This is a genomic window from Priestia sp. 3CA3, from assembly GCF_056836725.1.
The window spans coordinates 94,584-118,435 of sequence record NZ_JBXENJ010000002.1; the positions used below are offsets into that span (position 1 = coordinate 94,584).

General features: G+C 38.3%; 25 protein-coding genes and 1 pseudogene. 6 read left to right on the forward strand and 20 right to left on the reverse strand.

Annotation, left to right across the window (positions count from 1 at the left end):
* Positions 1–4: 4 nt before the first annotated feature.
* From AC1VNJ_RS05290 to AC1VNJ_RS05305, 4 genes are all read right to left on the reverse strand, one after another.
* Positions 5–397: a hypothetical protein gene (locus tag AC1VNJ_RS05290; protein ID WP_482640414.1), complete on the reverse strand. Its 393-nt coding sequence runs from the start codon at positions 395–397 to the stop codon at positions 5–7.
* A 62-nt stretch (positions 398–459) separates the two neighbouring features.
* The gene (locus tag AC1VNJ_RS05295) at positions 460–1,221 is read right to left on the reverse strand and encodes a glucose 1-dehydrogenase (protein ID WP_482640415.1); all 762 of its coding nucleotides are present in this window, start codon (positions 1,219–1,221) and stop codon (positions 460–462) included.
* Positions 1,218–2,249 (reverse strand): zinc-dependent alcohol dehydrogenase, encoded by a 1,032-nt coding sequence (locus AC1VNJ_RS05300; RefSeq protein WP_482640416.1) that lies wholly within the window; start codon positions 2,247–2,249, stop codon positions 1,218–1,220. Before AC1VNJ_RS05300 ends, AC1VNJ_RS05295 begins: the two co-directional genes overlap by 4 nt.
* Before the next feature lie 79 nt (positions 2,250–2,328).
* On the reverse strand, positions 2,329–2,973 hold the full coding sequence (locus AC1VNJ_RS05305; RefSeq protein WP_482640696.1) for a GntR family transcriptional regulator: 645 nt from the start codon (positions 2,971–2,973) through the stop codon (positions 2,329–2,331).
* Between the two features lie 199 nt (positions 2,974–3,172).
* On the opposite strand from AC1VNJ_RS05305, the gene AC1VNJ_RS05310 reads away from it, so the two are divergent.
* Positions 3,173–3,631 (forward strand): hypothetical protein, encoded by a 459-nt coding sequence (locus tag AC1VNJ_RS05310; RefSeq protein ID WP_482640417.1) that lies wholly within the window; start codon positions 3,173–3,175, stop codon positions 3,629–3,631.
* 30 nt (positions 3,632–3,661) lie between these two features.
* On the opposite strand, the gene AC1VNJ_RS05315 is transcribed toward AC1VNJ_RS05310, so the two are convergent.
* Positions 3,662–4,543, reverse strand: a complete 882-nt coding sequence (locus AC1VNJ_RS05315) for a M23 family metallopeptidase (protein WP_153254068.1) — start codon at positions 4,541–4,543, stop codon at positions 3,662–3,664.
* A 263-nt stretch (positions 4,544–4,806) separates the two neighbouring features.
* Between AC1VNJ_RS05315 and AC1VNJ_RS05320 the strand changes: the two genes are divergently transcribed.
* Positions 4,807–5,343 carry a histidine phosphatase family protein gene (locus AC1VNJ_RS05320; protein WP_153254067.1) on the forward strand — a complete coding sequence of 179 codons (537 nt, stop codon included), beginning with the start codon at positions 4,807–4,809 and terminating at the stop codon, positions 5,341–5,343.
* A gap of 47 nt (positions 5,344–5,390) precedes the next feature.
* Here AC1VNJ_RS05320 and AC1VNJ_RS05325 read toward each other — a convergent pair whose 3' ends face one another.
* A complete protein-coding gene (locus AC1VNJ_RS05325) occupies positions 5,391–7,424 on the reverse strand; it encodes a Na+/H+ antiporter (RefSeq protein ID WP_050690517.1) in 2,034 nt (677 codons plus the stop codon).
* A gap of 268 nt (positions 7,425–7,692) precedes the next feature.
* On the opposite strand from AC1VNJ_RS05325, the gene AC1VNJ_RS05330 reads away from it, so the two are divergent.
* Entirely contained in the window at positions 7,693–9,006 is a 1,314-nt protein-coding gene (locus AC1VNJ_RS05330) for a hemolysin family protein (RefSeq protein WP_482640418.1), read from the forward strand.
* On the opposite strand, the gene AC1VNJ_RS05335 is transcribed toward AC1VNJ_RS05330, so the two are convergent.
* Complete coding sequence (locus tag AC1VNJ_RS05335) at positions 9,007–9,453, reverse strand: DUF4385 domain-containing protein (RefSeq protein WP_034268877.1); 447 nt, start codon at positions 9,451–9,453, stop codon at positions 9,007–9,009.
* 173 nt (positions 9,454–9,626) lie between these two features.
* Between AC1VNJ_RS05335 and AC1VNJ_RS05340 the strand changes: the two genes are divergently transcribed.
* Positions 9,627–10,937, forward strand: a complete 1,311-nt coding sequence (locus tag AC1VNJ_RS05340) for a DUF2254 family protein (protein ID WP_318282962.1) — start codon at positions 9,627–9,629, stop codon at positions 10,935–10,937.
* Between the two features lie 54 nt (positions 10,938–10,991).
* Here the strand turns inward: AC1VNJ_RS05340 and AC1VNJ_RS05345 are convergent.
* Positions 10,992–11,093, reverse strand: a pseudogene (locus AC1VNJ_RS05345) (DNA topology modulation protein FlaR); the annotation flags it as partial.
* Positions 11,094–11,227: 134 nt separating this feature from the next.
* Between AC1VNJ_RS05345 and AC1VNJ_RS05350 the strand changes: the two are divergent.
* Positions 11,228–11,524, forward strand: a complete 297-nt coding sequence (locus tag AC1VNJ_RS05350) for a hypothetical protein (RefSeq protein ID WP_482640419.1) — start codon at positions 11,228–11,230, stop codon at positions 11,522–11,524.
* A 64-nt stretch (positions 11,525–11,588) separates the two neighbouring features.
* On the opposite strand, the gene AC1VNJ_RS05355 is transcribed toward AC1VNJ_RS05350, so the two are convergent.
* The 9 genes from AC1VNJ_RS05355 to AC1VNJ_RS05395 form a co-directional block, all read right to left on the reverse strand.
* On the reverse strand, positions 11,589–12,359 hold the full coding sequence (locus AC1VNJ_RS05355) for an ABC transporter ATP-binding protein (protein ID WP_482640420.1): 771 nt from the start codon (positions 12,357–12,359) through the stop codon (positions 11,589–11,591).
* 9 nt (positions 12,360–12,368) lie between these two features.
* On the reverse strand, positions 12,369–13,166 hold the full coding sequence (locus AC1VNJ_RS05360) for an ABC transporter ATP-binding protein (protein ID WP_047750653.1): 798 nt from the start codon (positions 13,164–13,166) through the stop codon (positions 12,369–12,371).
* Positions 13,167–13,171: 5 nt separating this feature from the next.
* Positions 13,172–13,978, reverse strand: a complete 807-nt coding sequence (gene nikC, locus AC1VNJ_RS05365) for a nickel transporter permease (RefSeq protein ID WP_033579365.1) — start codon at positions 13,976–13,978, stop codon at positions 13,172–13,174.
* A complete protein-coding gene (gene nikB / locus AC1VNJ_RS05370; protein WP_482640421.1) occupies positions 13,975–14,916 on the reverse strand; it encodes a nickel ABC transporter permease in 942 nt (313 codons plus the stop codon). Before nikB ends, nikC begins: the two co-directional genes overlap by 4 nt.
* A 2-nt stretch (positions 14,917–14,918) precedes the next feature.
* Complete coding sequence (gene nikA, locus AC1VNJ_RS05375) at positions 14,919–16,442, reverse strand: nickel ABC transporter substrate-binding protein (RefSeq protein ID WP_482640422.1); 1,524 nt, start codon at positions 16,440–16,442, stop codon at positions 14,919–14,921.
* Between the two features lie 244 nt (positions 16,443–16,686).
* Positions 16,687–17,100, reverse strand: coding sequence for a DUF4395 domain-containing protein (locus tag AC1VNJ_RS05380; protein WP_482640423.1), 414 nt, complete (start codon positions 17,098–17,100; stop codon positions 16,687–16,689).
* Positions 17,101–17,412: 312 nt separating this feature from the next.
* Positions 17,413–18,243, reverse strand: coding sequence for a YitT family protein (locus AC1VNJ_RS05385; protein WP_416225505.1), 831 nt, complete (start codon positions 18,241–18,243; stop codon positions 17,413–17,415).
* A 199-nt stretch (positions 18,244–18,442) separates the two neighbouring features.
* Complete coding sequence (locus AC1VNJ_RS05390; protein ID WP_482640424.1) at positions 18,443–19,003, reverse strand: hypothetical protein; 561 nt, start codon at positions 19,001–19,003, stop codon at positions 18,443–18,445.
* A gap of 197 nt (positions 19,004–19,200) precedes the next feature.
* The gene (locus AC1VNJ_RS05395) at positions 19,201–19,755 is read right to left on the reverse strand and encodes a GNAT family N-acetyltransferase (protein ID WP_025751319.1); all 555 of its coding nucleotides are present in this window, start codon (positions 19,753–19,755) and stop codon (positions 19,201–19,203) included.
* A 159-nt stretch (positions 19,756–19,914) separates the two neighbouring features.
* Between AC1VNJ_RS05395 and AC1VNJ_RS05400 the strand changes: the two genes are divergently transcribed.
* On the forward strand, positions 19,915–20,058 hold the full coding sequence (locus AC1VNJ_RS05400; protein ID WP_482640425.1) for a hypothetical protein: 144 nt from the start codon (positions 19,915–19,917) through the stop codon (positions 20,056–20,058).
* A 66-nt stretch (positions 20,059–20,124) separates the two neighbouring features.
* Here AC1VNJ_RS05400 and AC1VNJ_RS05405 read toward each other — a convergent pair whose 3' ends face one another.
* The 3 genes from AC1VNJ_RS05405 to AC1VNJ_RS05415 all read right to left on the reverse strand — a co-directional run bounded on the left by AC1VNJ_RS05405 (position 20,125) and on the right by AC1VNJ_RS05415 (position 23,782).
* Complete coding sequence (locus AC1VNJ_RS05405) at positions 20,125–20,949, reverse strand: thermonuclease family protein (protein WP_482640426.1); 825 nt, start codon at positions 20,947–20,949, stop codon at positions 20,125–20,127.
* Between the two features lie 420 nt (positions 20,950–21,369).
* Positions 21,370–22,029: a 2OG-Fe(II) oxygenase gene (locus AC1VNJ_RS05410; protein ID WP_482640427.1), complete on the reverse strand. Its 660-nt coding sequence runs from the start codon at positions 22,027–22,029 to the stop codon at positions 21,370–21,372.
* A 250-nt stretch (positions 22,030–22,279) separates the two neighbouring features.
* Positions 22,280–23,782 (reverse strand): malate:quinone oxidoreductase, encoded by a 1,503-nt coding sequence (locus AC1VNJ_RS05415; protein WP_482640428.1) that lies wholly within the window; start codon positions 23,780–23,782, stop codon positions 22,280–22,282.
* Positions 23,783–23,852: the final 70 nt, after the last annotated feature.

The following is a 23,852-nucleotide window of genomic DNA, read 5'->3' on the forward strand; positions in this document are numbered from 1 at the left end:
CCTTTTATCGAGGGGGATTTCCCTTGATAAAAGGCTTCTTACTTTTTTCATATAACTGAACATTAACTACATCAGGATGAACGTGATACTGTTTGGCAACTTGATTTATTATTTTCTGAATTTCCCTTTTCTTGTGGGAAGAAAGGTGTTCGCGGGGTAGAAGAATCAGAATTTGAGCTTCCGCATAGTTATTCAGCACCCTAACTTCTTGAAAGCCATGCTGCGTCAAAAAAGCTTTTAACGCTTTTTCAAAGTCTGTGCTTTCTTTTTGAACAACTATAGAAGGCTGATCGTAAGAAAATAGGGAAGTCTCTTTCTCTTCAGGCTTTGTATACACCGCCCAAGCAGTTATAAGCACTGTGACAACAACACCCACATTTAACAGCCACCTTTTCATACCACGAACGCTCCTTTTAATTAAGTTTGTTCATGATATGAAAAAATTCGTTCATTCATGCGTTATCTTCCTAGCCAGCCTCCGTCTACAGCAAGTAAGTGCCCATGAATATAGGCAGATGCATCAGATGCTAAAAAGACAACCGCTCCTTTAAAATCATCTGCTTCCCCCCATCTGCCTGCGGGAATACGTTCAATGATTTGTCTGCTGCGCGTTTCATCGTTAATAAGTGCTTCATTCATATCAGTAGCAATATACCCTGGTACAATTCCATTAACATTTACGCCTTTTGCTGCCCATTCATTAGATAAAGCCTTTGTAAGCTGAGCAACTCCTCCTTTTGCTGCAGCATAGGCTGGAACGGTAATACCTCCTTGGTAAGAAAGCAAAGATGCCATATTAATGATTTTCCCGCTTCCTTGTTTAAGCATTTGGCGGCCCGCCTGCTGACATAACAGCCATACGGTTTTTAAATTAACGTTCATAACAGCATCCCAATCTTCTTCTGCAAAGTCTACAGCGGGTGAACGTCTTTGAATGCCCGCATTGTTTACTAAAATATCGAGCTTGCCAAAATAAGCAACAACCGATGAGATTGCTTCGCTTACTTCAGAAGCATTTTCTAGATCGCAATTAACAATCAAACATTTTCTTCCGAGACGTTCAATTTCTTCTTTTACTCCGAGAAATTCCTTTGATCGCTGCAAAAGAGCGATATCCGAACCTGCTTCTGCCAAAGCAATCGCCATTGATCTTCCAATTCCTCTTGTTGCTCCCGTAATCGCTGCTACTTTACCATCTAAAGAAAACAAATCTACTGTCATTGTTCATTCCCCTCTCCGTTTGGTGCAAATAAAACCTTAAGTGATTCATCAGGCCGCTGCATAAACTCAAACCCTGCTTGAATATCTTCAAGCGGCAGCTTATGAGAAATTAAAGAATCTGCTGCTATTTCACCGTTTGCCAGTAAATCAATAGCCGTCTGAAAATCTTCCTTTGTATAACATCTCGTTGTAGTTAATGAAATTTCTTTAAAGTGCATTGCTGCTAAATCTACTTCTGGAACGTTTTTGTATACGCTCACCACCACAATCTCTCCTTGAATACGGCTTGTTTCAACCATTTGTTTTGCTGTAATTTGATTTCCGGCTACTTCAAATACAACGTCTGCACCGACGTCATTCGTAAGCAAACGCACTTCTTTTACGACGTCTTTTTTCGCTGCATCAATTGGTATAAAGCCAAGTTCTTTCGCTTTAGTTAAGCGATAAGAACTAATATCTGAGATCATTACTTTTTTTGCTCCTGCTCGTTTCGCAATCATCCCGATCAGCAGTCCAATAGGTCCTGCTCCTAAAATGACAGCTTGTTCCCCTACTTTCAATCGCGAGCGTCGTACTGTATGTACGGCAACCGCTACAGGTTCTGCAAGAGCTGCATGCGCGCTAGACAGTTTCTCTGGCAAGAGGTGAAGGCGGTTCACTGGAACAGCCACGTACTCCGCGAACCCTCCATCTTGATCAATGCCGATTAGTTTTAACTTCTTACAAACATGAAACTGTCCTCTTACACAGGCTTCGCACGTTCTGCAGCTAAGCGTAGGCTCAACTGCTACGCGGTCACCTAAAGAAAATTCCGTTTCCCCTCGGATCTCTTCTATAACTCCGCTGAATTCATGTCCCATAATAAGTGGCGCTTGTGCTCTAGGGTGTTTTCCAAAATAAATCATCATATCCGTTCCGCAAATTCCAGCATGAGATACCTTTACAAGCGCTTCTCCTTCTTTTATAACCGGTTTCGTTTTTTGCTGCATGACGGCTTTTGTTTCTGAAACGTAGATACCTGCTTTCATTTCTCCATCCCCTTTTGTATACTTGTCGACAAGTTGAAGATAAGAAGGTCCAAAAATATTTTGAATCTTTTATCTTATTTTATGCTTCATTCAAAAGTGAAGCTGTTATCGTATTCCGCGTGTCTTCAAAGTGACGCTTCACTTCATCTTGAATACGTTCTGTATTTTGAGACTTTAATGCTTTAATCATTTCATGATGCTGCTTTATCAGTGGAAGAACAGCTGCTTTATCATCTTGAAATCTTTTTTCAGTGGTAATTAAAAGAGCAGCTAAAATAATTTCACGGATGCTTTCCCACAATTTTAATATCCGCTTGTGGTCTGCTTCGATAATCACGAGCTCATGAAACCGCAAATCTTGATAAGCAAACTCTACATAGTCATCGTATTTAGCTGCCATGTTCATTTGATCAATGCTTTGCTCAAGCTTTTTAATAAGCGAATCATGGTTAACTTCAGATAAACGTTCTAAGACAAAATGTTCTAAAAGCAGACGAACATCGTACAGCTCGTTTAAATCCCTAGTTGTTAACCCAATAACAACTGCTCCCATTCGTTGCAATTCAATAAGTCCTTCGTTTGAAAGGACCCGCAGCGCTTCTCTTATAGGAGATCGACTCATTCCAAACTCTGCCGAGAGCTGATTTTCCGATAGGGTGGTTCCTTTCTTCAGCTCGCCGCTCATAATTTGAATTCTTAATTTGCTTACAACTTGTTCTCCCAGCGACGCTCCGCGAAGCCATTTTTCCGGGTAGGTTACCTTTTTAATGTGTCATCACTTCCTTAGCCAACTTGTATACAAGTATTCAAGATTTAGTATATAGATAAGAAACCCTATTGTAAACGTTTTCTTTATGAAATGTATATTTTTACAATTCTTTCTTACACTAAGAACTACTGATAAATAAAAGGTGGGAAGATGAATGAATCAAATTATATTATGGGGGATTCTTATTATTCCATGGTTTTTACTGCTGCTGCTTGATAAACAGCGTGTTAAACGATTTTTTACTGTAGGGTTATTTGCTGCATTAATGATGACAATCGCCTATCAAGTAGCGGAAAAAATGCACTGGTGGACGGTTCAAGAAAACGTATTTTTTCTTACTAGCATGGGAGCAACGATTTATTGCCTTCATATTGTGATTACGATCTTTGTCTTTTATCTTACGTATCCTGGGTTTATCTTGTACATAATGGTTAACGTTATTTTAGATTTGATTCATGGTTATGTTATTGTTCCTTTTCTCGCTAAAATCGGGCTTTATAATCTGTATGATATCAGTCATTTTGGGCTTTTCCTTGTCATGACTACCGTAGCTATTATCCTTTACTTGTTTCAACGACTGCTTGACTTTATATTTGAGGAAAGCCTTGCATGAAAAGCCACAGCAAACGCTATGGCTTTTTAATCAATAAAAAAATGGAATAACCGTATCTCCGCGAATCGGTTCAACGGCCGCATGAAATTGAATTCGCAAACTTTTTGAAGTTTCGATGTCAGAGGCATCCATGACGTGAAAATGAATGTGAGGTTCGGATGAATTCCCGGAATTTCCACACCTTCCGAGCAGCGTTCCTTTACGAACCACGTCTCCTTTTTTCACAGAAACCGTTCCTTTCTTCAAATGTGCAAGCACGCTGTATTCTTTTCCTTCATGCTCAATGATAACGTGATTTCCTAAAGGGTTTTTTTTATTCATGTGCCCAATTTCATTATCTTCTTGACCATCAGCTGCTGTGATAACGACTCCTTCAAGCGGAGCTACAACTTTTTTTCCATAGGCATAGTAATCTTCGTTTTTCATTCCATCATTTTTATAGCTTTTTTTTCCTTTTCGCACGACTAAATCATACGCATACCTTTGGTTTTCGACTGGATGGTGATAGTTCAACACCTCATGCTTTCCTCCCCAATAGACAAACCATTCACTTTGAATCGGCATCGTATATTTGTTTGTAGTCCATCGATCTCTCTCTGAAAATGATTCTATAGGAGCAATCACAAGTGCTTGTATAATGTTATGTTCATCAAACATGACGCTGATGGCTTTTGTCTGCGTAGAATTTAACCAAATAAACTGCTCAATTTCAGGAGTTAAATAGAGATTTGTTTCTAGTCTGTAGAACTGTTCTCCTTGATTAAACAATTTGCTCTGCTCTAAAAATTGCTGAAGCGAAACTTGACGTTTAAATTCTTCGCTTACACAATCATAAAGCTTCTTAAAATCCCCTTGTGCAAATAAAGTTCCAAACTCTTCTCTGATGTTCACTTTTCTCTCTGTATCCATCATTATAATCCACCCTTTTATATGCATTTCAATTTGTTTGAATTATCTATAAGTAATACGTTTTACCTTGTGAAAAGGTTTCATTTTCCAGTTATTTTATCTCAAAATCTTCTTCTATGCCGTATTTACAATTTTCTCAATCCATTTTATACTTATTTTACAAATATTTGAAAGGAGGTGCAGCATGATGAAAATAACGTTAAATAAGAAAATCAAGTTGCGCCGAGTAAGTGTTTTTGACGCTTAGATTTTAAGGAGATTTCACAATGAAAGTAGCATTAGTACGTCATTACAAAGTAAACAAAGGGCTTCCGGAAAACCACCGCTTATCTACTGACGAACTAGTGGCTTGGTTTCAGGAATATGATGAATCAGATATTACGTATGGAGAGACTGACTTGAATAATATTGAATGGAAACGCTGTTTTTCAAGCGATATGCCGCGAGCACACAAAACGGCAAAGCATATTTATAAACAAGAGATCACTCTTCTTCCGGAACTTAGAGAAATACCTATGCCTATTATTCCAGTAAAATTTAAACTTCCTTTTATCCTCTGGGCATTACTGTTTCGCATGTCCGGACTCATCAACAAACAAGCTCGTAAAGATATGGCTGAGACTAAGAGAAAAGTAGCAGCAGTGCTAGATCGCGCTATTTCCGAGTCAGAAGACGATTTGCTAATTGTCAGCCACGGAGGAATTATGAAGTTTATGCGTAAAGAACTTATAAAACGCGGCTTTAAAGGGCCTCGGTTTGATATTGCTGTTAACGGAAAGCTTTATCTTTTTGAAAAGCAATAGAATGAAACTTACTAGAAAAAGTCGCAGAGGCTACTCTCTGCGACTTTTTAATAACCATTTTCTTCAATTGTTAATGCTTCACGCAAAGCGATATCTTTTCGGATATTATGAGCGATTTCACGCGTGATTTCTCCTTTTTCATAAAGTTCTTGTACCGTTTCCCGCTCGGTATGAAACGCTTTATAACATAAATCTCTCGTTGCTTTTTTACGTTTTCCTGAATTATACTCCGTACTCTCTTTTCTAAGTCTTGCCATGGATCTATGGTATTCACTAATGATAGCAAGTGAAATCATTCGATTTTCTTCGTTCATATTTTCTTTAATGACCTTTATCGCTTCTTCCATCATTTGAATACGTACTTTGTTCACTTTGCTTCTTCTTCGCAAGCTTTGTTTCCTTAACGCCTGCTTATTCGGTGAAAAAATTCGGACTAGTAATAATAAAACTTTTTTAAACCTCATCCAACTCACCAATAATTTGTACCTTACCCGATTGGTTACAGCCATTTCAAGCTTGTGCGTATGTTCCAAACAAATATACGCTGTCTCACGGTCTATGTTTTCCTCTTTTAATAGCTTTTCCACCAATTTCCCCTTGGCCTGAAGAGCCAGCAATCGAATTTCTTCTTCATACTGTTTGTTTTCAGAGGCTTCTAAAGGATGAGTTTTAACAATGATGTTATTAATCGTTGTATTATACGTTGAAATTAACGAAAGCGCTGCTCCACGATTTTCCTCCGTCATTTCTCTTTTTAACCGCTGAATAGCAGCTTTGTGCACTTTAATGCGTGCTTTAACCTCTTTTGTATTGCGCTCAGGCTTTTTCGGCGCCTTTTCTGTTTTCGCAATAACAGGTAAAAGAATGCTTGCCGCAACTAAGGTTAACAATATAACGCCTGCTGCTAGAAAAATAATCAGAGAGCGTTCCGGAAAATCACTGCCGTTATCAAGCGTATATGGAATCGAAAACGCTCCGGCTAACGTAACAGCTCCTCGTACACCTGAAACCGTAATAATGCCAATAGACCGAGGCTCAGGTTTTAGATGCTTGTTGTTTTTGTAATACCAGCCTACTGACCATGACACCATTACCCAAATAAATCGTAGTACAAGCAAAAAGACAGTAATAATCAAAATATAAAGAAGCACTTGTCCATTATTAAAGTTTGGATCTTGAATAATTGCTTTCGCCACTTTTGGTATTTGTAGACCAAGCAGTACAAACACCAAGCCATTTAACAAATATAAAATAACCGTCCAAGTACTTTTTGATACTACCTTAAGCTGCTGGTTAGGTGATTCTTCTCGGTCGCGCTCAATCGCATGCACAATGCCGCCTGCTACAACTGCTAGGATTCCTGATAAATGAAAATGTTCAGCAATGTAGAAGACAACAAATGGAGTTAGAATTTGTATTAACATATGAATCGTAATATCTTCCATTCCTAAACGTCGAACAAGTACACGCAGTCTGATAATCAGAAAAGCGATAAATGCTCCTACAAACAAACCTCCCAGCGCTACCCAAAGGAACTGAAATGTAGCATCTACTATCGAAAAGACGCCCGTTACGGTAGCAGCTACTGCTACTTGAAACGCTACAAGACCAGAGGCATCATTCATCAGCCCTTCGCCTTCCAGCAAATGCATAATTCGCTTAGGCAGCTTTACTCGGCTCGCCATAGCTCCAACAGCCACTACATCTGTTGGGGACAAAATAGCGGCTAGTGCAAATGCAGCCGGTAACGGAATGGAAGGAATGAGCCAGTTGATTAGATATCCCCCTACTGCAACCGTTACAAAAACCAGTCCCAGCGCTAGTAATAAAATAGGTGTACGAAGCTTCCAAAGAGCAGCTCTGGACACGTTTTTCCCATCATTAAATAATAGCGGGGCAATAAATAAAATAAAAAATAATTCAGGCTCCAAATGCACATCTCCGCCAAATGGCAAGATAGCAAGCCCTGCTCCCAAAGCTATTTGAACTAATGGAACAGGAATAAATGGTACAAAATGATTAATGATATTAGATAGACCAATCAAAGCCAATAAGACTAATATCGTCAGAAAAAATTCCATAAAAACAATCGACTCCTACTTCTATTTACATCCTTTTAAAGTATCACGTTATCTCTTTTCGTTCATTTTATAGTGTTTAGTTTACGCTTTTTCTGCCAAAAAATGTTGCGGGTTATTAAAAAGTGCTCTTTCTTTTCGGTAAGTTTATTTCTACGGAGATTAAGGGAACAGTATACATGATATTCTTTATTTACCATATAAATCAGCTCATCAAACTTTTATAAAGGAGGTGTTCCCTTATCCGTTTCAACGGGGTAAGGAGATAAATTTGGAAACAGTAAATGTCATCTTATTCATCGTATTAATCATATTAACAGCCTTTTTTGTTGCAACGGAATTTGCCGTCATTAGGGTACGGTCGACTAGAATTGACCAGTTAATTGAAGAAGGAAACCGGAACGCTTTAGCAGCAAAAAAAGTAGTATCAAATTTAGATGGTTATCTTTCAGCCACACAGCTGGGTATTACGGTTACCGCACTGGGTCTAGGCTGGATAGGTGAACCTACGGTAGGTCATTTATTAGAGCCGCTTATTGACATGCTTCCTTTTGCTACATCACTTTCGCATGTCATATCTTTTGTTCTTGCTTTTTCGATTGTCACATTTTTAAATGTGGTAGCTGGAGAACTTGCGCCCAAAACGGTGGCGATTCAAAAAGCCGAACAAGTGACGCTGTTATTTTCCCGTCCCCTTATTCTTTTTTCTAAGTTACTTTATCCGTTTATTTGGCTTTTAAACCACTCAGCCAGAGGCGTTGTCGGATTATTCGGCCTGAAGCCAGCTTCTGAAAATGAAGTAGCTCATAGTGAAGAAGAGCTTAGAATTATTTTATCTGAAAGCTATGAGAGCGGTGAAATTAATCAATCGGAGTTTAAGTTCATGAATAATATTTTTGAATTTGATAATCGTACGGCTAAAGAAATCATGGTGCCTCGTACAGAAATTGTTAGCGTATCAGCAGATGAAACGATAGAAGAATTCTTAAAAATGGCTAGAGTAGAGCAATATACTCGCTATCCAGTAGTTGTAGATGGAAACAAAGATCAAGTGGTGGGATTAGTTAATATTAAAGAAATATTAGCGGATTACATAAAAGAAGATGATATTAAACCACGTACCGTGCAAACGTATATGAAGCCCATCATTCAAGTTATTGATTCAATCGCCATTTACGACTTATTGCTTAAAATTCAAAGGGACAGAATTCACATGGCCATCTTAATAGACGAGTACGGAGGAACAACAGGGCTTGTAACGGTAGAAGATATTTTAGAAGAAATTGTTGGTGAAATTCGGGATGAATTTGATGATGATGAAGTACCGGACGTACACAAAATGAATGAAAATCACTACGTACTCGATGCGAAGGTGTTGATTGAAGAAGTAAATGATTTACTCGGAACAACTATTGAACAAGAAGACGTTGATACCATTGGCGGCTGGATGCTGACCGAAAAGTTTGATCTTGCTAAAGGTGATAGCATCAAAAACGAAGGTTTTTCATTTAAAGTCATTGATATTGAACATCACCATATTAAACGAATCGAAATAACAAAGGAAAAAAGTACGGATCCCAGCTGATTATCCGTACTTTTTTTGATGCTCTTTTTTCATTTGCAAGTACTCTTTATTCTCTCGTACCTCTTTCCATTTTTCCATAAAAATTGATGCCGATTCTGCTTTTTGTTCATCAATTTGCCGTTCGTTACGCTCGCCGTCTTTGTTGTATTTCTTTCCGCCTTTGTAGTTCGCGTAGCGCCTCGATCGCGTGTATCCCATTTGGAGAAATTTCCGGGCCATGTCCATTCCAACAAAATCGCTTTTTTCTTTGTAGGTTAAAAAAAGCTGATAGATGGCGTCGGCGGATTCCTCAGCAATGTCAGGTGTACGAAAACGCCAGTGAGGAAGAATTTCACTTTTATATGGCTCAACAAGGAGAACTCCTTGTTCTCCTTTTCCTACTCTATACTTTTCAGGATGTTTTCTAAAATCGATATGTTCAAAGTCAAGTGAATAATCAAATGCCACGGCTCTTCCCTCCTTTTTGATCTCTACCCTTTACAAATGAATGATAAAACTTTTCTTAAAGAAGTTTTTCACATGCAGGTGAGGGTAATAATAGGTGGATAAGTATGGTTAACTTTTTTCTTCATACTAAAAAAAGTCCGAACTTATTAAATCATGATATGGGAGATTTCGTTATGTCAATAAAGCTACAGCAAAATCGAATAAAAGCTAATTTTTGGATTACTCCTTCTATATACGGAATTGTTGCTTTTGTTTTAGCCACTATTAGTACATTTTTAGATCGATATTTGACAGCTCACAAACAGTGGTTAAAGTTAGTTCCTTCCGTGTTTCTAACGGATAAAGAGCTTGCTCATACTATTTTAAGTTCAGTATCAAATTCCTTATTAACGATGACGACAATTACGTTTTCTTCTGTGTTAGTAGTACTGACTACGTTTGTAGGTCAGTTTTCTCCTAGAACGATTCAGAACTTTAATACAGATGCCAAAACTCAGCGCGTGCTTGGCACTTTTATCGGTGGATACGTATACGTGCTTGTAGTGCTCATTCAAGTTCGCAGCAACCAAGTCAGCAATACTTTTATTGTTCCTTCATTAGCCATCGTGGTAGCATTCATTTGCTTAGGGATGTTTGTGTTTTTGATTCACCACGTCATCAACTGGATTAAAGTCGGAAATTTAATTTCAAACATTGCCAAAAAAACGATGCTTACCATTGAAGAGAGACGGCTAGAACAACAAAAGCACCCCGAATCAAAGAATGAAATACAGGTTGATTTTGATAGTGAAAACACACTGCAAATTAAAAGTAATAGACAAGGATATATTCAATATATCGAACTCAACCATTTAACAGCACTAGCATCTAAATTAAATGTCATTGTTAAACTCGAAAAAGCACCCGGAGAGTATGTAGAAGCAGACACACCGTTATTAACTGTAATCACTCACAATCAATCGTTAGAACGTGAAAAATTTCTTCATTGCTTGTTTATTACAAATGACCAAGAATCGATCCAAGACGTAAAATTAGGTATTCAAAAACTAAGTGAAATTGCATTAAGAGCTATTTCACCCGCTATTAATGACCCTGAAACAGCTATTAACTGCATTGAACAGCTCACGCAAGTGTTTATCAAACTTGGACAAAGCTATTCTTCCTCTCCTTATTATTGCGATGAAGAAGGACGTATTCGAGTGCTGCTAGAAAAACCTTCTTTTACGGATTATTTGTACAAAGCGTTCTATCAAATTCGCCATTATGGAAAAGAAGATGTTTCCGTGATGTCTGCTGTCATTAAGGCATTAACTGTAATCGCTGAAACAAATCGCTCTGCCATCAAAAACGACGTGTGGTTTTTTTCTTCCTATATCGTAGAAGGACTGCAAAAGGAAGAGTGGCTTAAAATGGACAAAGAGTTTCTTAATCAGCTTCTCAAAAACCTTGCAAAAGCTTGTGAAAAAAATGCGGGTCTATGTTGATAGAATAAAAACCAAAAAAAGCCGCTCATCAACTGAGCGGCTTTTTCTTACGATGTGAGGAACTTCTAATCTATGGGATAACAAACGGGCTAGAGTCGTTTTTCCACTTCCAACGGATCCAACGATATGTATTTTTTTACATGGAGCGCTTTGAATACTTCATCTCCTCCTACTTCAAACCTGTTCTTTTATACATATTGTATCATTCAAGTTCTTTTTCTCTAATGCAAACCAAAACGTTTTATGCTAGTATTTTATGGTACTTGACTGACAAAAGGAGTGAAAACACAGTGCCTAAAACCCTTTTTGGAAAACTTACGCTGTTTTGGATTGGACTATTTTTATTAATTACAGGTCTATTTTTTTATTATAAATATACAAACCAAGGGTTTACAGCTGCAGATTTATTCTTTCGCGCCTCTCCTCCTTTAGCTACTATTGGCTTTCTTTTAAGCGCAGCCGGACTATATGAAGAACGAGGAAAAAACAAGCTAATTCCTCTTGTTGTACTCACCATTAGTTTTATCATGCTCTGCCAAGCAGGCTATCACTTTATCCATATGTATACTCCACCGCCGCGTCCCTGACTTTGTCTCATTCTCATTTATAAAAAAGCTCTCGTTTAGTATATTAAACGAAGAGCTTTATTTTCTATTCAAATAAACGCACAAGCTTTTTTGTATAGGGATGCCTGTTTTTATCAAATAGCTGTGCACGGTCAAATTGATTGATAACCTCGCCTTGCTGCATAACCATCATGCGACTGCTCATAAATTTTACTGCTGCTAAATCATGCGAAATAAAAAGATAAGACAGCTGAAAAGTCTCCTGCAAATCTTTTAATAAATTTAAAATCTTTGCTTGTACCGTAACATCAAGGCTCGCTGTTGGTTCGTCTAACAGTACCAGAGACGGACCTACGCTAATGGCACGCGCAATCGCTACACGCTGAAGCTGTCCTCCGCTGAGTTCATGAGGATAACTCAGGGCATATTCCGAGCTGAGTCCGACTTTTTCTAACAAATAAAAAGCGATTTCTTTTTCATTTCTGCTCACATGAGATAAAAATGAAGGAACGGTTCGCTGCTGCCGCAAAGGCTCGAGCAAAGAATCGATGATTTTTACTTTTGGATTAAAAGAAGCCGCGGGGTTTTGAAATACCACTTGCATGCCTAGACGAGCTTGCTGCAGTTTTTTCCCTTTTAACCGGTGAAGAGGTTTCTCTGCAAACCATACTTCTCCCTGCTGAGTCTCTGTTAACCTTAGCACGCTTTTTACAAGCGTACTTTTTCCGCTTCCACTTTCTCCGACAATCCCTACACATTCCCCTTTATCGATATGCAGGGAAACATTATTTAGCGCTTTAACGTCTTTATACTGTTTCACAAGCTGCGTGACGCGTAATATATTTTTTTCTTTCATATCTCACTCCTATATCAACACTTTTTTCTGCGTATCTAACAATCGATCAGGCGTTTTCCGTAAAGAAGGAATGGCGTTAAACAGTTTTTTTGTGTAAAAATGACGCGGAGTGTGAAGCAGAGATTCGATACTGTTTTCTTCCACAATTTCTCCTGCTAGCATAATGGCTCCCCGGTCCGCATATTTCCGCACATGACGCAAATCATGAGTAATAAACAGAATGGCACAGCCAGCTTCTTCTTTCAGCTTATACAGCAGCTGAAGAACTTCAGCTGCTGCCACGCTATCTAAAGCCGTAGTTGGTTCATCTGCGATAATCAAGGCAGGCTTCATCACCAGCGCTAAAGCAATCGCTGCTCGCTGAAGCTGTCCTCCGCTCAGCTGAGCAGCATAGCTTTTATACACGCGTTCATTAGGTAAATTCACCGCTTTTAAAGCCTGAAAAATGGCGGCTTTCCTGTCTTTTTTAGACAGCTCACTATGAGTACGAACCGTTTCATCAAACTGCTTTCCAATTGTTAAAAAAGGCGTAAAAGCGCTTCGATAATCTTGAAAGATATACGAAATATCTTTTCCAAGGATAGGAGCCTCTCCTTTCTGTTTAAAGGTGATAGAGCCTTCTTTAAGCGTTACACCTGAAGGCAGCAGTCCTCCTATCGAAGAAGCAGTGATGCTTTTCCCGCTTCCGCTTTCTCCAACGAGCGCCATCCACTGTCCTTGTTCGATTGTGAAAGAAACGTCTTTTATGATTTGTTTTGTTTTATTATAAATGGCTAGATGCTTTACTTCTAAAACGATGACGATCACCTCTTTTATCGATTAACTTGATATTTCCCTCGAATATATTCACCTAAAGCTGTAAACGTCAGCACAAATAAAATAATGGCCACACCTGGTATCAACATTAGCTGCGGAGCATTGTAAAAGTAAGCCCTGCCTTCATTTAGCATCGTTCCCCATTCCGGAGTAGGCGGCTGAGTCCCTAGTCCAATATAGGATAATGAGGCCATCATTAAAATGATTTTCCCTATATCCAGCGTAGCAAGAACAAGAATATGTCCCCCGACGTGAGGAAGAAAGTGGCGAAGGATTAAAGGCAGTGTTCCCACTCCGTTTAATTTAGCAATCAGCACATATTCTTTTGACTTTTCTTGAAGCACAATACTCCGCACTACCCTTGCATAACTAACCCACTTTACAATAACCATCGCAGCAATTAAGTTAAATAATCCAGGCCCTAACAGTCCGCTTAAGACAATGGCTGCAATATAATCAGGAAAAGCTAAAAAAGCATCTACAATTCTCATTAAAAAGCGATCTATCTTTCCTCCAATATACCCTGAAACTAAACCAACCGGGACTCCAATCAAAAGAGAGAGCGCTAAGACAAGACAACTAGTTCCAATCGTAGTCTGAGCTCCAGCTATGATTCGTGAAAAAAGATCTCTGCCTAAGTGATCAGTCCCTAGCCAGTGATCACTGTTGGCTTTTTGAAGCCGGTCTTGCATATTGACTTGTGTGGGGTCCATTGGTATTAGCTGACTTCCAAACAGACAAAATAAAATAAGCACAATACCACACATGCTTATTACTACAAAAAGAAGCTGCGGCTTTTTCACGTTTTATCCCCTCTCTTTACATAGAGCTGGGGATTTACATATTTGTAGCTCAAATCCACAAGTGAATTGATTAAAACAACAAACAGGCCCATCCACAAAATATACCCTTGAATCACAGGATAATCACGATTCATAATCGCATCAATAACTAGTTTTCCGATTCCAGGATAAGCAAAAAGCACTTCAATAATAACCGTTCCTCCAAGTAAACTCCCTAAGCTTGTCCCTAAAATGGTAAGAATGGGTGTTAAGCTATACCGAAACGCATGGAAAATAAAAATGCGGCTTTCACTTATTCCTCTTGCTCGAGCAGATCGTACAAAATCTTGTTTCAATCCTTCTAGCAGACTAGCTCTAATCATTCGCATATACACAGCGGACATGGCAAAACCAAGTGTTAAAGAAGGCAGCACAAGATGGGCTGCTGTGCCTGTACCCATTGAAGGAAGCCATTGAAGACGTACAGAGAACAGCTGTATAAACAAAAGACCGAGCCAAAAGCTTGGAATAGACGCTCCAATTAAAGAAATACTTCTGCTGAGATAATCAATCCACTTATTTGGATATAGTGCTGACAGCGTTCCGAGTGGCACAGCTATTAACAGCATCACAACCAAAGATGCAACCGTCAAGCGCAGCGTAGCCGGAAACTTCTCTACCAATTCATCGATGACGGGCTCTTTTGTCATATACGACGATCCTAAATCAAACTGAAAAAAACGCGTCAGCCATTTTCCATATTGAATATATACAGGTTCGTTAAACCCTAGCTCTGTTCTCAAACTATTTATTTGTTCCTCAGACACTGACACGTCATCTACGCGAAGCATTTGCTTAACCGGATCTCCCGGAGCTAGCTTCATTAAAACAAAGCTGAGAAACGATAATATAACTAAAAAAATGAGTAATTCTAGTATTCTTTTACCGATTAATTTCATATCTACTTCACATCTAAATCCTTTGTTATCACATAGTATTCACTTTTGGCTGTAACCCAATTTTTCACATTGTCTCTATAGGCTACAAAATTGTTCGGGTGAACAATCGAAGAATGCAGTGTTTCCTTTTCTGCTATTTCTCCGGCTTGTCTTGCTAACTTAGTGCGCTGTTTTTGATCAACGGTTTTATTAAGCTCATCAATAATGGAAGCTAATGCTGGTTCATGAAAATGTCCAACATTAAATGCCCCTCCCTCCGTATAAAGAGCATTAAAGAAATATCCTGCATCTCCTCGCGGCGCGGTTACTAGGCTGTATGTAACGATTCCCCAATCATCTTTTGTTGTCATATACTCATCCATATTTTCCACTTGTTGAATGTCTATTTTCACACCAATCTTTTTGGCTTCTGACTGAAGCATTTGCGACATCAAAGGCAGTTCTGGACGATAAGGGTATGTAACAAGCTTAAAAGAAAGCTGTTTTCCATTTTTTATTGCTTTTCCATCCTTGAGTATATAACCGGCTTTTTCTAAATATGTTTGAGCCTCACTTGGTCCGTAGGTTTTCGTTTTTTGATCGTTCGAAAAATCCAAACTATCTAAAAATGGACCTGCTGCTGGTGAACCTTGACCTGCGAGCGCTGTGTTGACAACATCCGTGGGATTTAATAATACATCAAACGCTTTTCTCACATTTTTATCTTTAAACGCTTCTTGCCTTGAATTATAGAAAAGCATTTGATTTCTGAGGCTCGGCTGTATATCTACTACAATAGATGAATCTTGTTTTAACGTGTTTAAGCTTTCAATTGCCGGACGATATACAATATCAGCTTCACCTGATTGTAAAGCAGACGTGCGTGCATTTTCATCATCATTAAATGTTAACACAACTTCATCCAATTTTGGTTCCCCGTCCCAGTATTCTTTGTATTTTTTTACTTTCATTTCACTATCCGGTTTAAACGAAGCTACTTTAAATGGTCCCGTTCCCACTGGTTTACTTTTTATATCTGAAGTATCTACATCAATAATTGCCGTGTTTGGATGAACAAGTTCAGAAGGCAGCGTAGCAAGCGGCTCTGTTGTTGTAATGATCAAGATTTGGCCACTGGCTTTCATTTCTTTAATTTTAAGTGCACTTTTCATTGCTTCGCTTTCTTTTATCGTTCTTTCTAACGAATGTTTCACGGCTTCAGCATTCAAATCCTTGCCATTTTGAAACGTAATCCCGCCTCTAATCTCAAATATCCAGGTCGTCCCATTATCTTCTGTTTTCCATTTCTTTGCGAGCCATGGTTCAATCTGTAATTGCTCATTCACTTTGACTAGTGTTTCCGCAATGCCGGCTCTTACAGTGGTGTAATTTAACTGTGGATCGAGCGTGTCACTTGGAAAATTCGATACAAAAGTAAGTGATTTTGTTTCCCTCTCTTGTCCGGTACTCGCGGATTTACTCGAACATGCCGCTAGCATACCTATCGTAGCAAGCGTTAAGCATAGCAGACTTATCTTTTTTTTCATATAAACCCTTCCTTTATTAAAAGCTATCCTTTTTTATGTACTGTCTCTAACTATAATTCCCCCCTTTAAATCGTAACGATTATTATTATCATAAAAAGTTTAATTTGTTTACCTTACTTTGTCAACAAAGGTTTTTAAAGGATACAGGTGCTCTAACATCTGTTTTCATCCGTTATGATGATTGAATTTATTGATAACGTATACAAATGAGCAAAAAAAAAACAAAGCCTTCTCGAGGCTTTGTTTATGCAGGGTATTTTTTTCTTTTATATTTCCACATCATATATCGATAACGAATCGTGCAGCCTATACAATACCCCATCAGCGCTACACCTGCAGCAAGAATCACCATTATACTAAATAAATAGCCGACAAGCGTATAACCCATTAAAAAGGAAATGAAAGCAACTCCCACACATATCGTTGCAATCCATTGGTTAAAAAGCTGCTGATCCCGGTCTTCCATTTGATAAGAAGAAGCAGGCTTTCGGAGAAGCGTTTTCCCTGCCATAATTACGGGATTACGCTTTGTTGCAAGTGTGACTACTCCAACGAGAGAAGGCAAAAGTAAAAGCCACTTTGCCGCAAGTAAAGCGAGCAAAACCGTTATAACGATAAAGAGTTGATTAAGCTGAACTAATGGTTTAGGAATGCTCATGGAACTCCTCCTTCTTAAAACCTATTATACAAATTGGTTTACTAATTTAAAAGAAAAAGCACTCCAAATGAGCGATAAGACTCATATAAAAAAGTTACATAATTTCACTAACGTACTTTAAAATCAGTATCGTAAATAAAATCAAGACAACGTATCGTAAAGAACGGATTCGACGTTGAAGAAGACGTTTTACATGCCTTTTATTACGCATATGGGTTCTTCCTTTCGTATATTGAATTGTCTTTAGACACACTTATATCATACTTTTTCGGAAAACACCAACGTCAGAAAAAATTGCCAAGAACCACAGCTTTATGCGCTTAAAAAGCCTTTTCCAATTACGTCTCGTACATCGTGTACAATCACAAATGCTTCATCATCAATTTTTTTAATTAACTTTTTAAGTTTAAGAAGCTCTTGTTTATTAATGACAACGTACAAAATTTCTTTTGATTCTTTTGTATAGTTCCCTCGACCGTTTAGAATCGTTACCCCGCGATCAAGCTGTTCATTGATTTGGTCCGCTACTTCGTTTTTGTTGCTTGAAATAACGGTAACGGCCTTTTTGGCATCAAATCCTTCAATAACGAAGTCAATTACTTTTGTTGTAATGTAAAGCATGACGATCGTAAATAGTAACTTTTCGATTCCAATAATAAAATAAGAAGCCAATACCACTAGTAAATCAACAATTAAAAGTGCATGACTGACTTTCCAGTTTAAAAACTTATTTAGAATTCGAGCAATAATGGCTGACCCTGCTGTTGTTCCACCAACTCGCAAAATCATCCCAATTCCAACGCCTAGCAGTACACCGGCAAAAACCATGCCAATGAGCTCTTCGTGAAGATGAAGACCCCAGCCTTCAGTTACGTGAAGAAAAATAGATGTAGTAATAATCGTAATCATTGTATAGACGATGGTTTTTTTCTCTAAAAATTTATACCCTACGATAAGCAAGATACCGTTTAGAATAAAGTTAGTGACGCCTGTTGAAAGATGCGTTGTATAATATAAAATAATGGATATACCCGTAACGCCGCCTTCACCCAGTCCTATTGGAATAACGAACATGTTAACTGCAAGTGAAAATACAAACGAACCTATTAATAAAAAGATGACATCTTTTACTGTTTTACTCATCAATTAAACCCTCCTCGGCATAAAAATTCACATAAAAAAGCCCCTTCTCCAAAAGAGAAGAGACGCTTATGTTTAGTTTTTATATTACGTATTCTTAAATTGCCATGTATGACTATAATATGTTCACATACGTTTGTCAAACGGAAAGTTTATGCATTATGTGTAACCAAGGCTATGAGTCATTTATCTTTTATGTATACTAGGAATGTTTTAATTTATTTAAGCAAAGACGGATGCAGGAATTAGTCGACTCAATTAATTCTTTATCGCCTTTTTTCAATCGAATTTCTAACGCGCGTTGAAAATAGTGATGTGCTCTGGAAACAACCCGCTGATCAAGTAAACATTTTCCATAATGCTGATAGACAAAGTCTTCATATATGTGAAGGTCTTCATCTGCTTTTAATTGTTCAATGAGTAGCTGAAACGTTTCATTCGCCTTATCCCACTGTTCTTGCCAGTGATATGTATGTCCAAGTCGGATCGTATTCAAAAATTCACCTGTTGTATCTGCATGTCGGTCATATAGATAAATGGCCAGCTGCAAGTGTCTTTCACTGCTCGTTAATTCTCCAAGTATGCGCTCATATACACCAATATGTCCATATGTTTTAGCAGCGGCACACTCATCCTCTTCTTCAAGAGCTCGTTTCTTTAAATAGATGATTCCCTGCTTCATTTGGTGTGGGTTAACCGGAACTTCTCGAAGCTGTTCATTAAATCGATAACTCATATTAAACGGAAGATCTCTGATGTTCATGCACGCTCCTTTCATGTGGCACATCAGCAAACATACTTTCATGACCGCTTGCTTATGGTCCATTGGATGTAGGATTCTTTCCATTTTGATACGTTTACGCGATTTACAGGAAAGCTCAGCAAAAGTGCTGAGCTGTTGGTTCTTATTATTTTACTTATATATCCATTTTATCACAAAAAATACTACCGTAAAGATGATCAGGCAGTCTTCATATAAAAAAATGGTTTTTTATCAATAAAAATGGTTTTGTGCTCTTGAAAGCCTATACGCTGATACAATTTTTTGGCTTCTATGTTATTGTATTCAACGTTTAACGATAAAAACATCTTACGCTTTTTGGCTTCTTGCTTGGCTACATTTAAAAGAGCCGTTCCTATCCCTTTTCCACGGTAAGCTTCATCTACACATAGAGAATCAATATAATAATCTCCATGTTCAGTTTCTATATCAATTTCCCACGCTGGATTATTAAGTTTCGCACGCACAAAACGCTTAACTGGTTCATAAAGCGTTTGTAACATACTTCCTTCGTAGCAAAGCATAAGTCCAACTACCTTTTCATCGACTTCTGCGACTGTAATATGATGATAGCTATAGCGATTCTTCTCAGACAGAATAAACGCTTTAAGTCTTAAAAGCGCTTCTTCATTCGTTGTAGCCGCCGTATGAGAGCGTGCAATACTCCCAAGCATGTCATAAAGTAATTCCGTTACAGCAGAAGCATCTTCTTTTCTTGCTTTCCTTATTTTCACGATTTTCAAACTCCCTTTATTCTCTTCGCTTGCGTTATTTGTAGCAAAACTTCTTACCTATCTACTTTAACACGAAAAAGAAAAGAAAGAAAAAATTAACTCCTAATCTTCCTTTCATTGTATAATTAATGTATATTTTCAAATGAATGGATGATGACTATGAAAAAACGCTGTCAGCAGAAAGATACTACGGTAAGTGGATGGGAAGTTTTAGCAGAAACTCTTTTACAAGTGCCTCAGCTGCTCATATGGCCACTGCGTCTTCTTATACGGATTGGTCGCTCTTTGTTGGATGGTATTTAGCCAATCCTATACACGTACTTACGGAACTCACAAAAAAAGAAACTCAGCAGCTACTGAATTTCTTTTTTAGTTTTTTGCTTTTGTGTATCCTGCTTCTTGTGCATCTTTTTCTGTGCAGAACCAAATGACGTTATTCATGGTTTGGCTGTAGTGTGCCCCTGTTGGCACGTGATAAATTTTAGAGTTTTGATTTCCTTTTATTTTACCTTCACAGCTTTTAGCAGACTGAGTATCCTTTTGTGTAGAAGAAGACTGATTTTTTACAGCATCCGTGTTATATCCTTTTTCTTGTGCATAGTTTTCAATACTCCAGATGCCTTTTTCGCTTTTTCGAGCCTGCTCCTGTGTTTTCTTAAATTCATCTACGTACTTTGTATTAGGAGGAAATACTGCTACGCGGGCTAACCCTTTTGCTAGCAGCTCTTCATTATACAGCTCATTGTCTATCCATACATAAGCAAGCAAACGTCCATATTGATCACGCTCTTGCACATCAAATTCAAGGGTAATTTCCTGTCCTTCTAGCCTTTTTTTGGTGTAAGCAGATGCTTCTGGTCCAAAGGGCTGTACGCCTAGTTTGGGGTGCTTTGTTTCGGGGGTATCAACAAGAAGTAGTCGCACTCGATCCGTCTTTCCGTTCAGCATTTTCACTTTGAGCGTATCGCCGTCCACTACTCTTTCTACCGTAGCTGCCTCACCTACTACATCTCCACGACTTGCTTTAGAAGGACTATGATCGTCTTCTTGATCTGATGAACCTTCTACTTGAACTGCTTGTTTTGCATCGGTAGAAGATGTCGTTGAATGACTTGCCTGCTCATCGCTGCATCCAGTAAGAAGCAGCATAAACGTTGCGAGCATTGCGTAAATAATTGCTTTTATTTCTTTCAAAACCCGGGTCCTCCTTTAACACGTTCCCTATCTACTATATAAAAGTAAAATGATTTTATAAATAGTGTAAATCACCTAAAAACAAAAACTCGTGAAAATACCTTTCACGAGTTTTTTCGTGCAACTGTTATAAAAATTGGTTACCTGTTTTAAAGTCATTATTTTAAATAGCATCTATTTTATTTTTATCTCATGAACACATTTTTCATTTTTGTGTATCCAGATTTTTAATCATGAGGATATTTTACACTACAAATACATTTATCGTCTACCGGCTTATAAGAATAAGGAATAGCCGCACAAATAGAATAAGTGTGAATATTTCAATATAATAACTAGCTACCATGATTGCTATTTTTTTGTGACATAAACAAGAGCCCTTATTAAAACTAGCTAATAGGGCTCTTCAAACCTTTGTTTTTACGATCGAATTTTTTGTTTGCGCATCCACTGGGTAGCGACCCACTTTTCTCCTTTTATAACAGGAGCTCCCCCGTGGAGAGTACGGTCATTAAGTTCAGCATCACTATAAAAATATTCAAAGTACACGGCCATTCCTTTTGTCGGAGATACGGAAAGACCCAGCTTAGGAAAATAAGTTTCTCCTCCTTCTTCGACATCGTTTAAGTACATAACCAATGTACTAATACGGTTATTTTTAGATGCTTTACTTGCAGAAGTAAAATAATCGTGATGTGCTTTGTATTCTTGATCAGGCAAGTATTTTAAAACTTGAAGACCTTCAGCATATTCAATAGATGGTCCCATTATTTTAGAAAGTCTTCTTTCGATTTGATGTACAAGCTCGTTTTCGCTTTCTTCAAAAAACATGCCGCTGCTCGTTCGAATACTGTTTACTTCACGTGCAGCACCAATTTTTGATCGCTGCATTTTATCTTTGGATAGCTGTATAAGTTCGTCACATTCTTCGTTACTTAGGACATTTCCTAAAACTAGAACAAGAGGCTCTTCAAATCGAGCAACAATATTAATCTCTCTGTCTTCTAATTTAATTTTATTCCCTGAATGGTTAAAAATCGTTTGTTCTTTTGTTAGTAAAGATGTATTAGTTGTAATCATCTTTTATCGGCTCCTCGAAATAGCTATTTTCCAATTCTTCACTCCATTATATGTAAACGCTTACTAATAAGAATTATATCATGTATACGAAGTAAATTCTGCTAGCAACGGAAATAAATAAAAAGAAGCCCGTTATAGAACGAAGCTCCCTCATTTTTTCTTATATGTTTCACCTATACTTTGAATACTTTACAACAGCTTATAAGAAATTCTTTTAATCTAAAGAATACGTATCAAAGGCTGCCTAAAATCATCGGTACACAAGTTCTTTTTTACTTAAATCAAGCGTTTGTGCTGTAGAAGCATGAATTTCGTTAAAAAGCGCTGGATTTTCTACCAAAGATAAGCCGTAAGAAGGAATCATTTCTTTTATTTTTGATTCCCATTTCTGCATATGCTGCGGGAAACATTTTTCTAGCACTTCAAGCATAACATGAACGGCAGTCGAAGCGCCTGGCGAGGCCCCGAGCAATGCAGCAACGGAACCATCCGCTGAACTCACAACTTCTGTACCGAATTGAAGAGTTCCTTTACCTCCGGCTTCCGTATCTTTGATTACCTGTACACGCTGACCCGCTACGACGATATCCCAGTCTTCGCTTTTTGCGTTTGGAATAAATTCGCGAAGTTCTTCCATACGCTTTTCATTTGACAATAGCACCTGTTGAATCAAGTATTTCGTTAAGCCCATCTCTTTGACGCCTGCTGCTAACATCGTTAAGATATTATTCGATTTTACAGAATTGATTAAATCCAAATTTGAACCCGTTTTTAAGAACTTTGGTGAAAATCCGGCAAAAGGTCCAAACAGCAGTGTTTTGTTGCGGTCGATATAGCGTGTATCAAGATGTGGAACCGACATCGGCGGAGCGCCAACCTTTGCTTTTCCGTACACTTTCCCGTGATGCTGCGCTACAACTTCGGGATTATTGCATACCATAAATAATCCGCTTACCGGGAACCCTCCAATATGTTTGGACTCAGGAATACCCGTTTTTTGGAGTAAAGACAGACTTCCGCCTCCTCCTCCGATAAAAACAAAGTTCGCCGTGTGATATTCCTGTTTGCCGCTACGAATATCATGTACTTTTACTTCCCACGAGCCGTCTGCGGTACGTGTCAGATTTTCAACGCTGTGGTTATAGTTTATTTCTACGCTTTTACTTTTTAAATGTGTAAACAACATACGAGTTAAAGCTCCAAAGTTCACGTCCGTTCCTGAGTCAATTTTGGTTGCCGCAATTGCTTCAGTCGATGTACGGCCTTTCATAACAAGCGGCATCCATTCTTTTAACTTTTCAGGACGATCCGAATACTCCATCCCTTGAAACAACGGATTATTTGATAGCGCTTCAAAACGTTTTTTCAAAAAGGATACGTTCTTTTCTCCTTGTACGAAACTCATATGAGGGATTGGCATAATAAACTCTTGCGGAGGATGAATTAAATTACTGCTTACAAGATACGACCAAAATTGCCTTGAAAGCTGAAACTGTTCATTAATTCGCACTGCTTTCGTAATATCTATAGATCCGTCAGCTTGTTCAGATGTATAGTTCAACTCGCACAGGGCAGCATGCCCAGTCCCTGCATTATTCCATTCATTGGAGCTTTCTTCTCCTGCATCTGCGAGTTTCTCAAATACTTTGATTTCCCATTCCGGCACTAACTCTTTTAGTAAAGATCCCAGCGTTGCGCTCATCACTCCGGCCCCAATTAAGATAACGTCTGTTTTTTTATATACATTGCTCATCACAATCTTCCTTATCTTTTATATTTTAAAAAAGCACCTTTTAGCAACACGCCTGTTCTACCTGACTCTC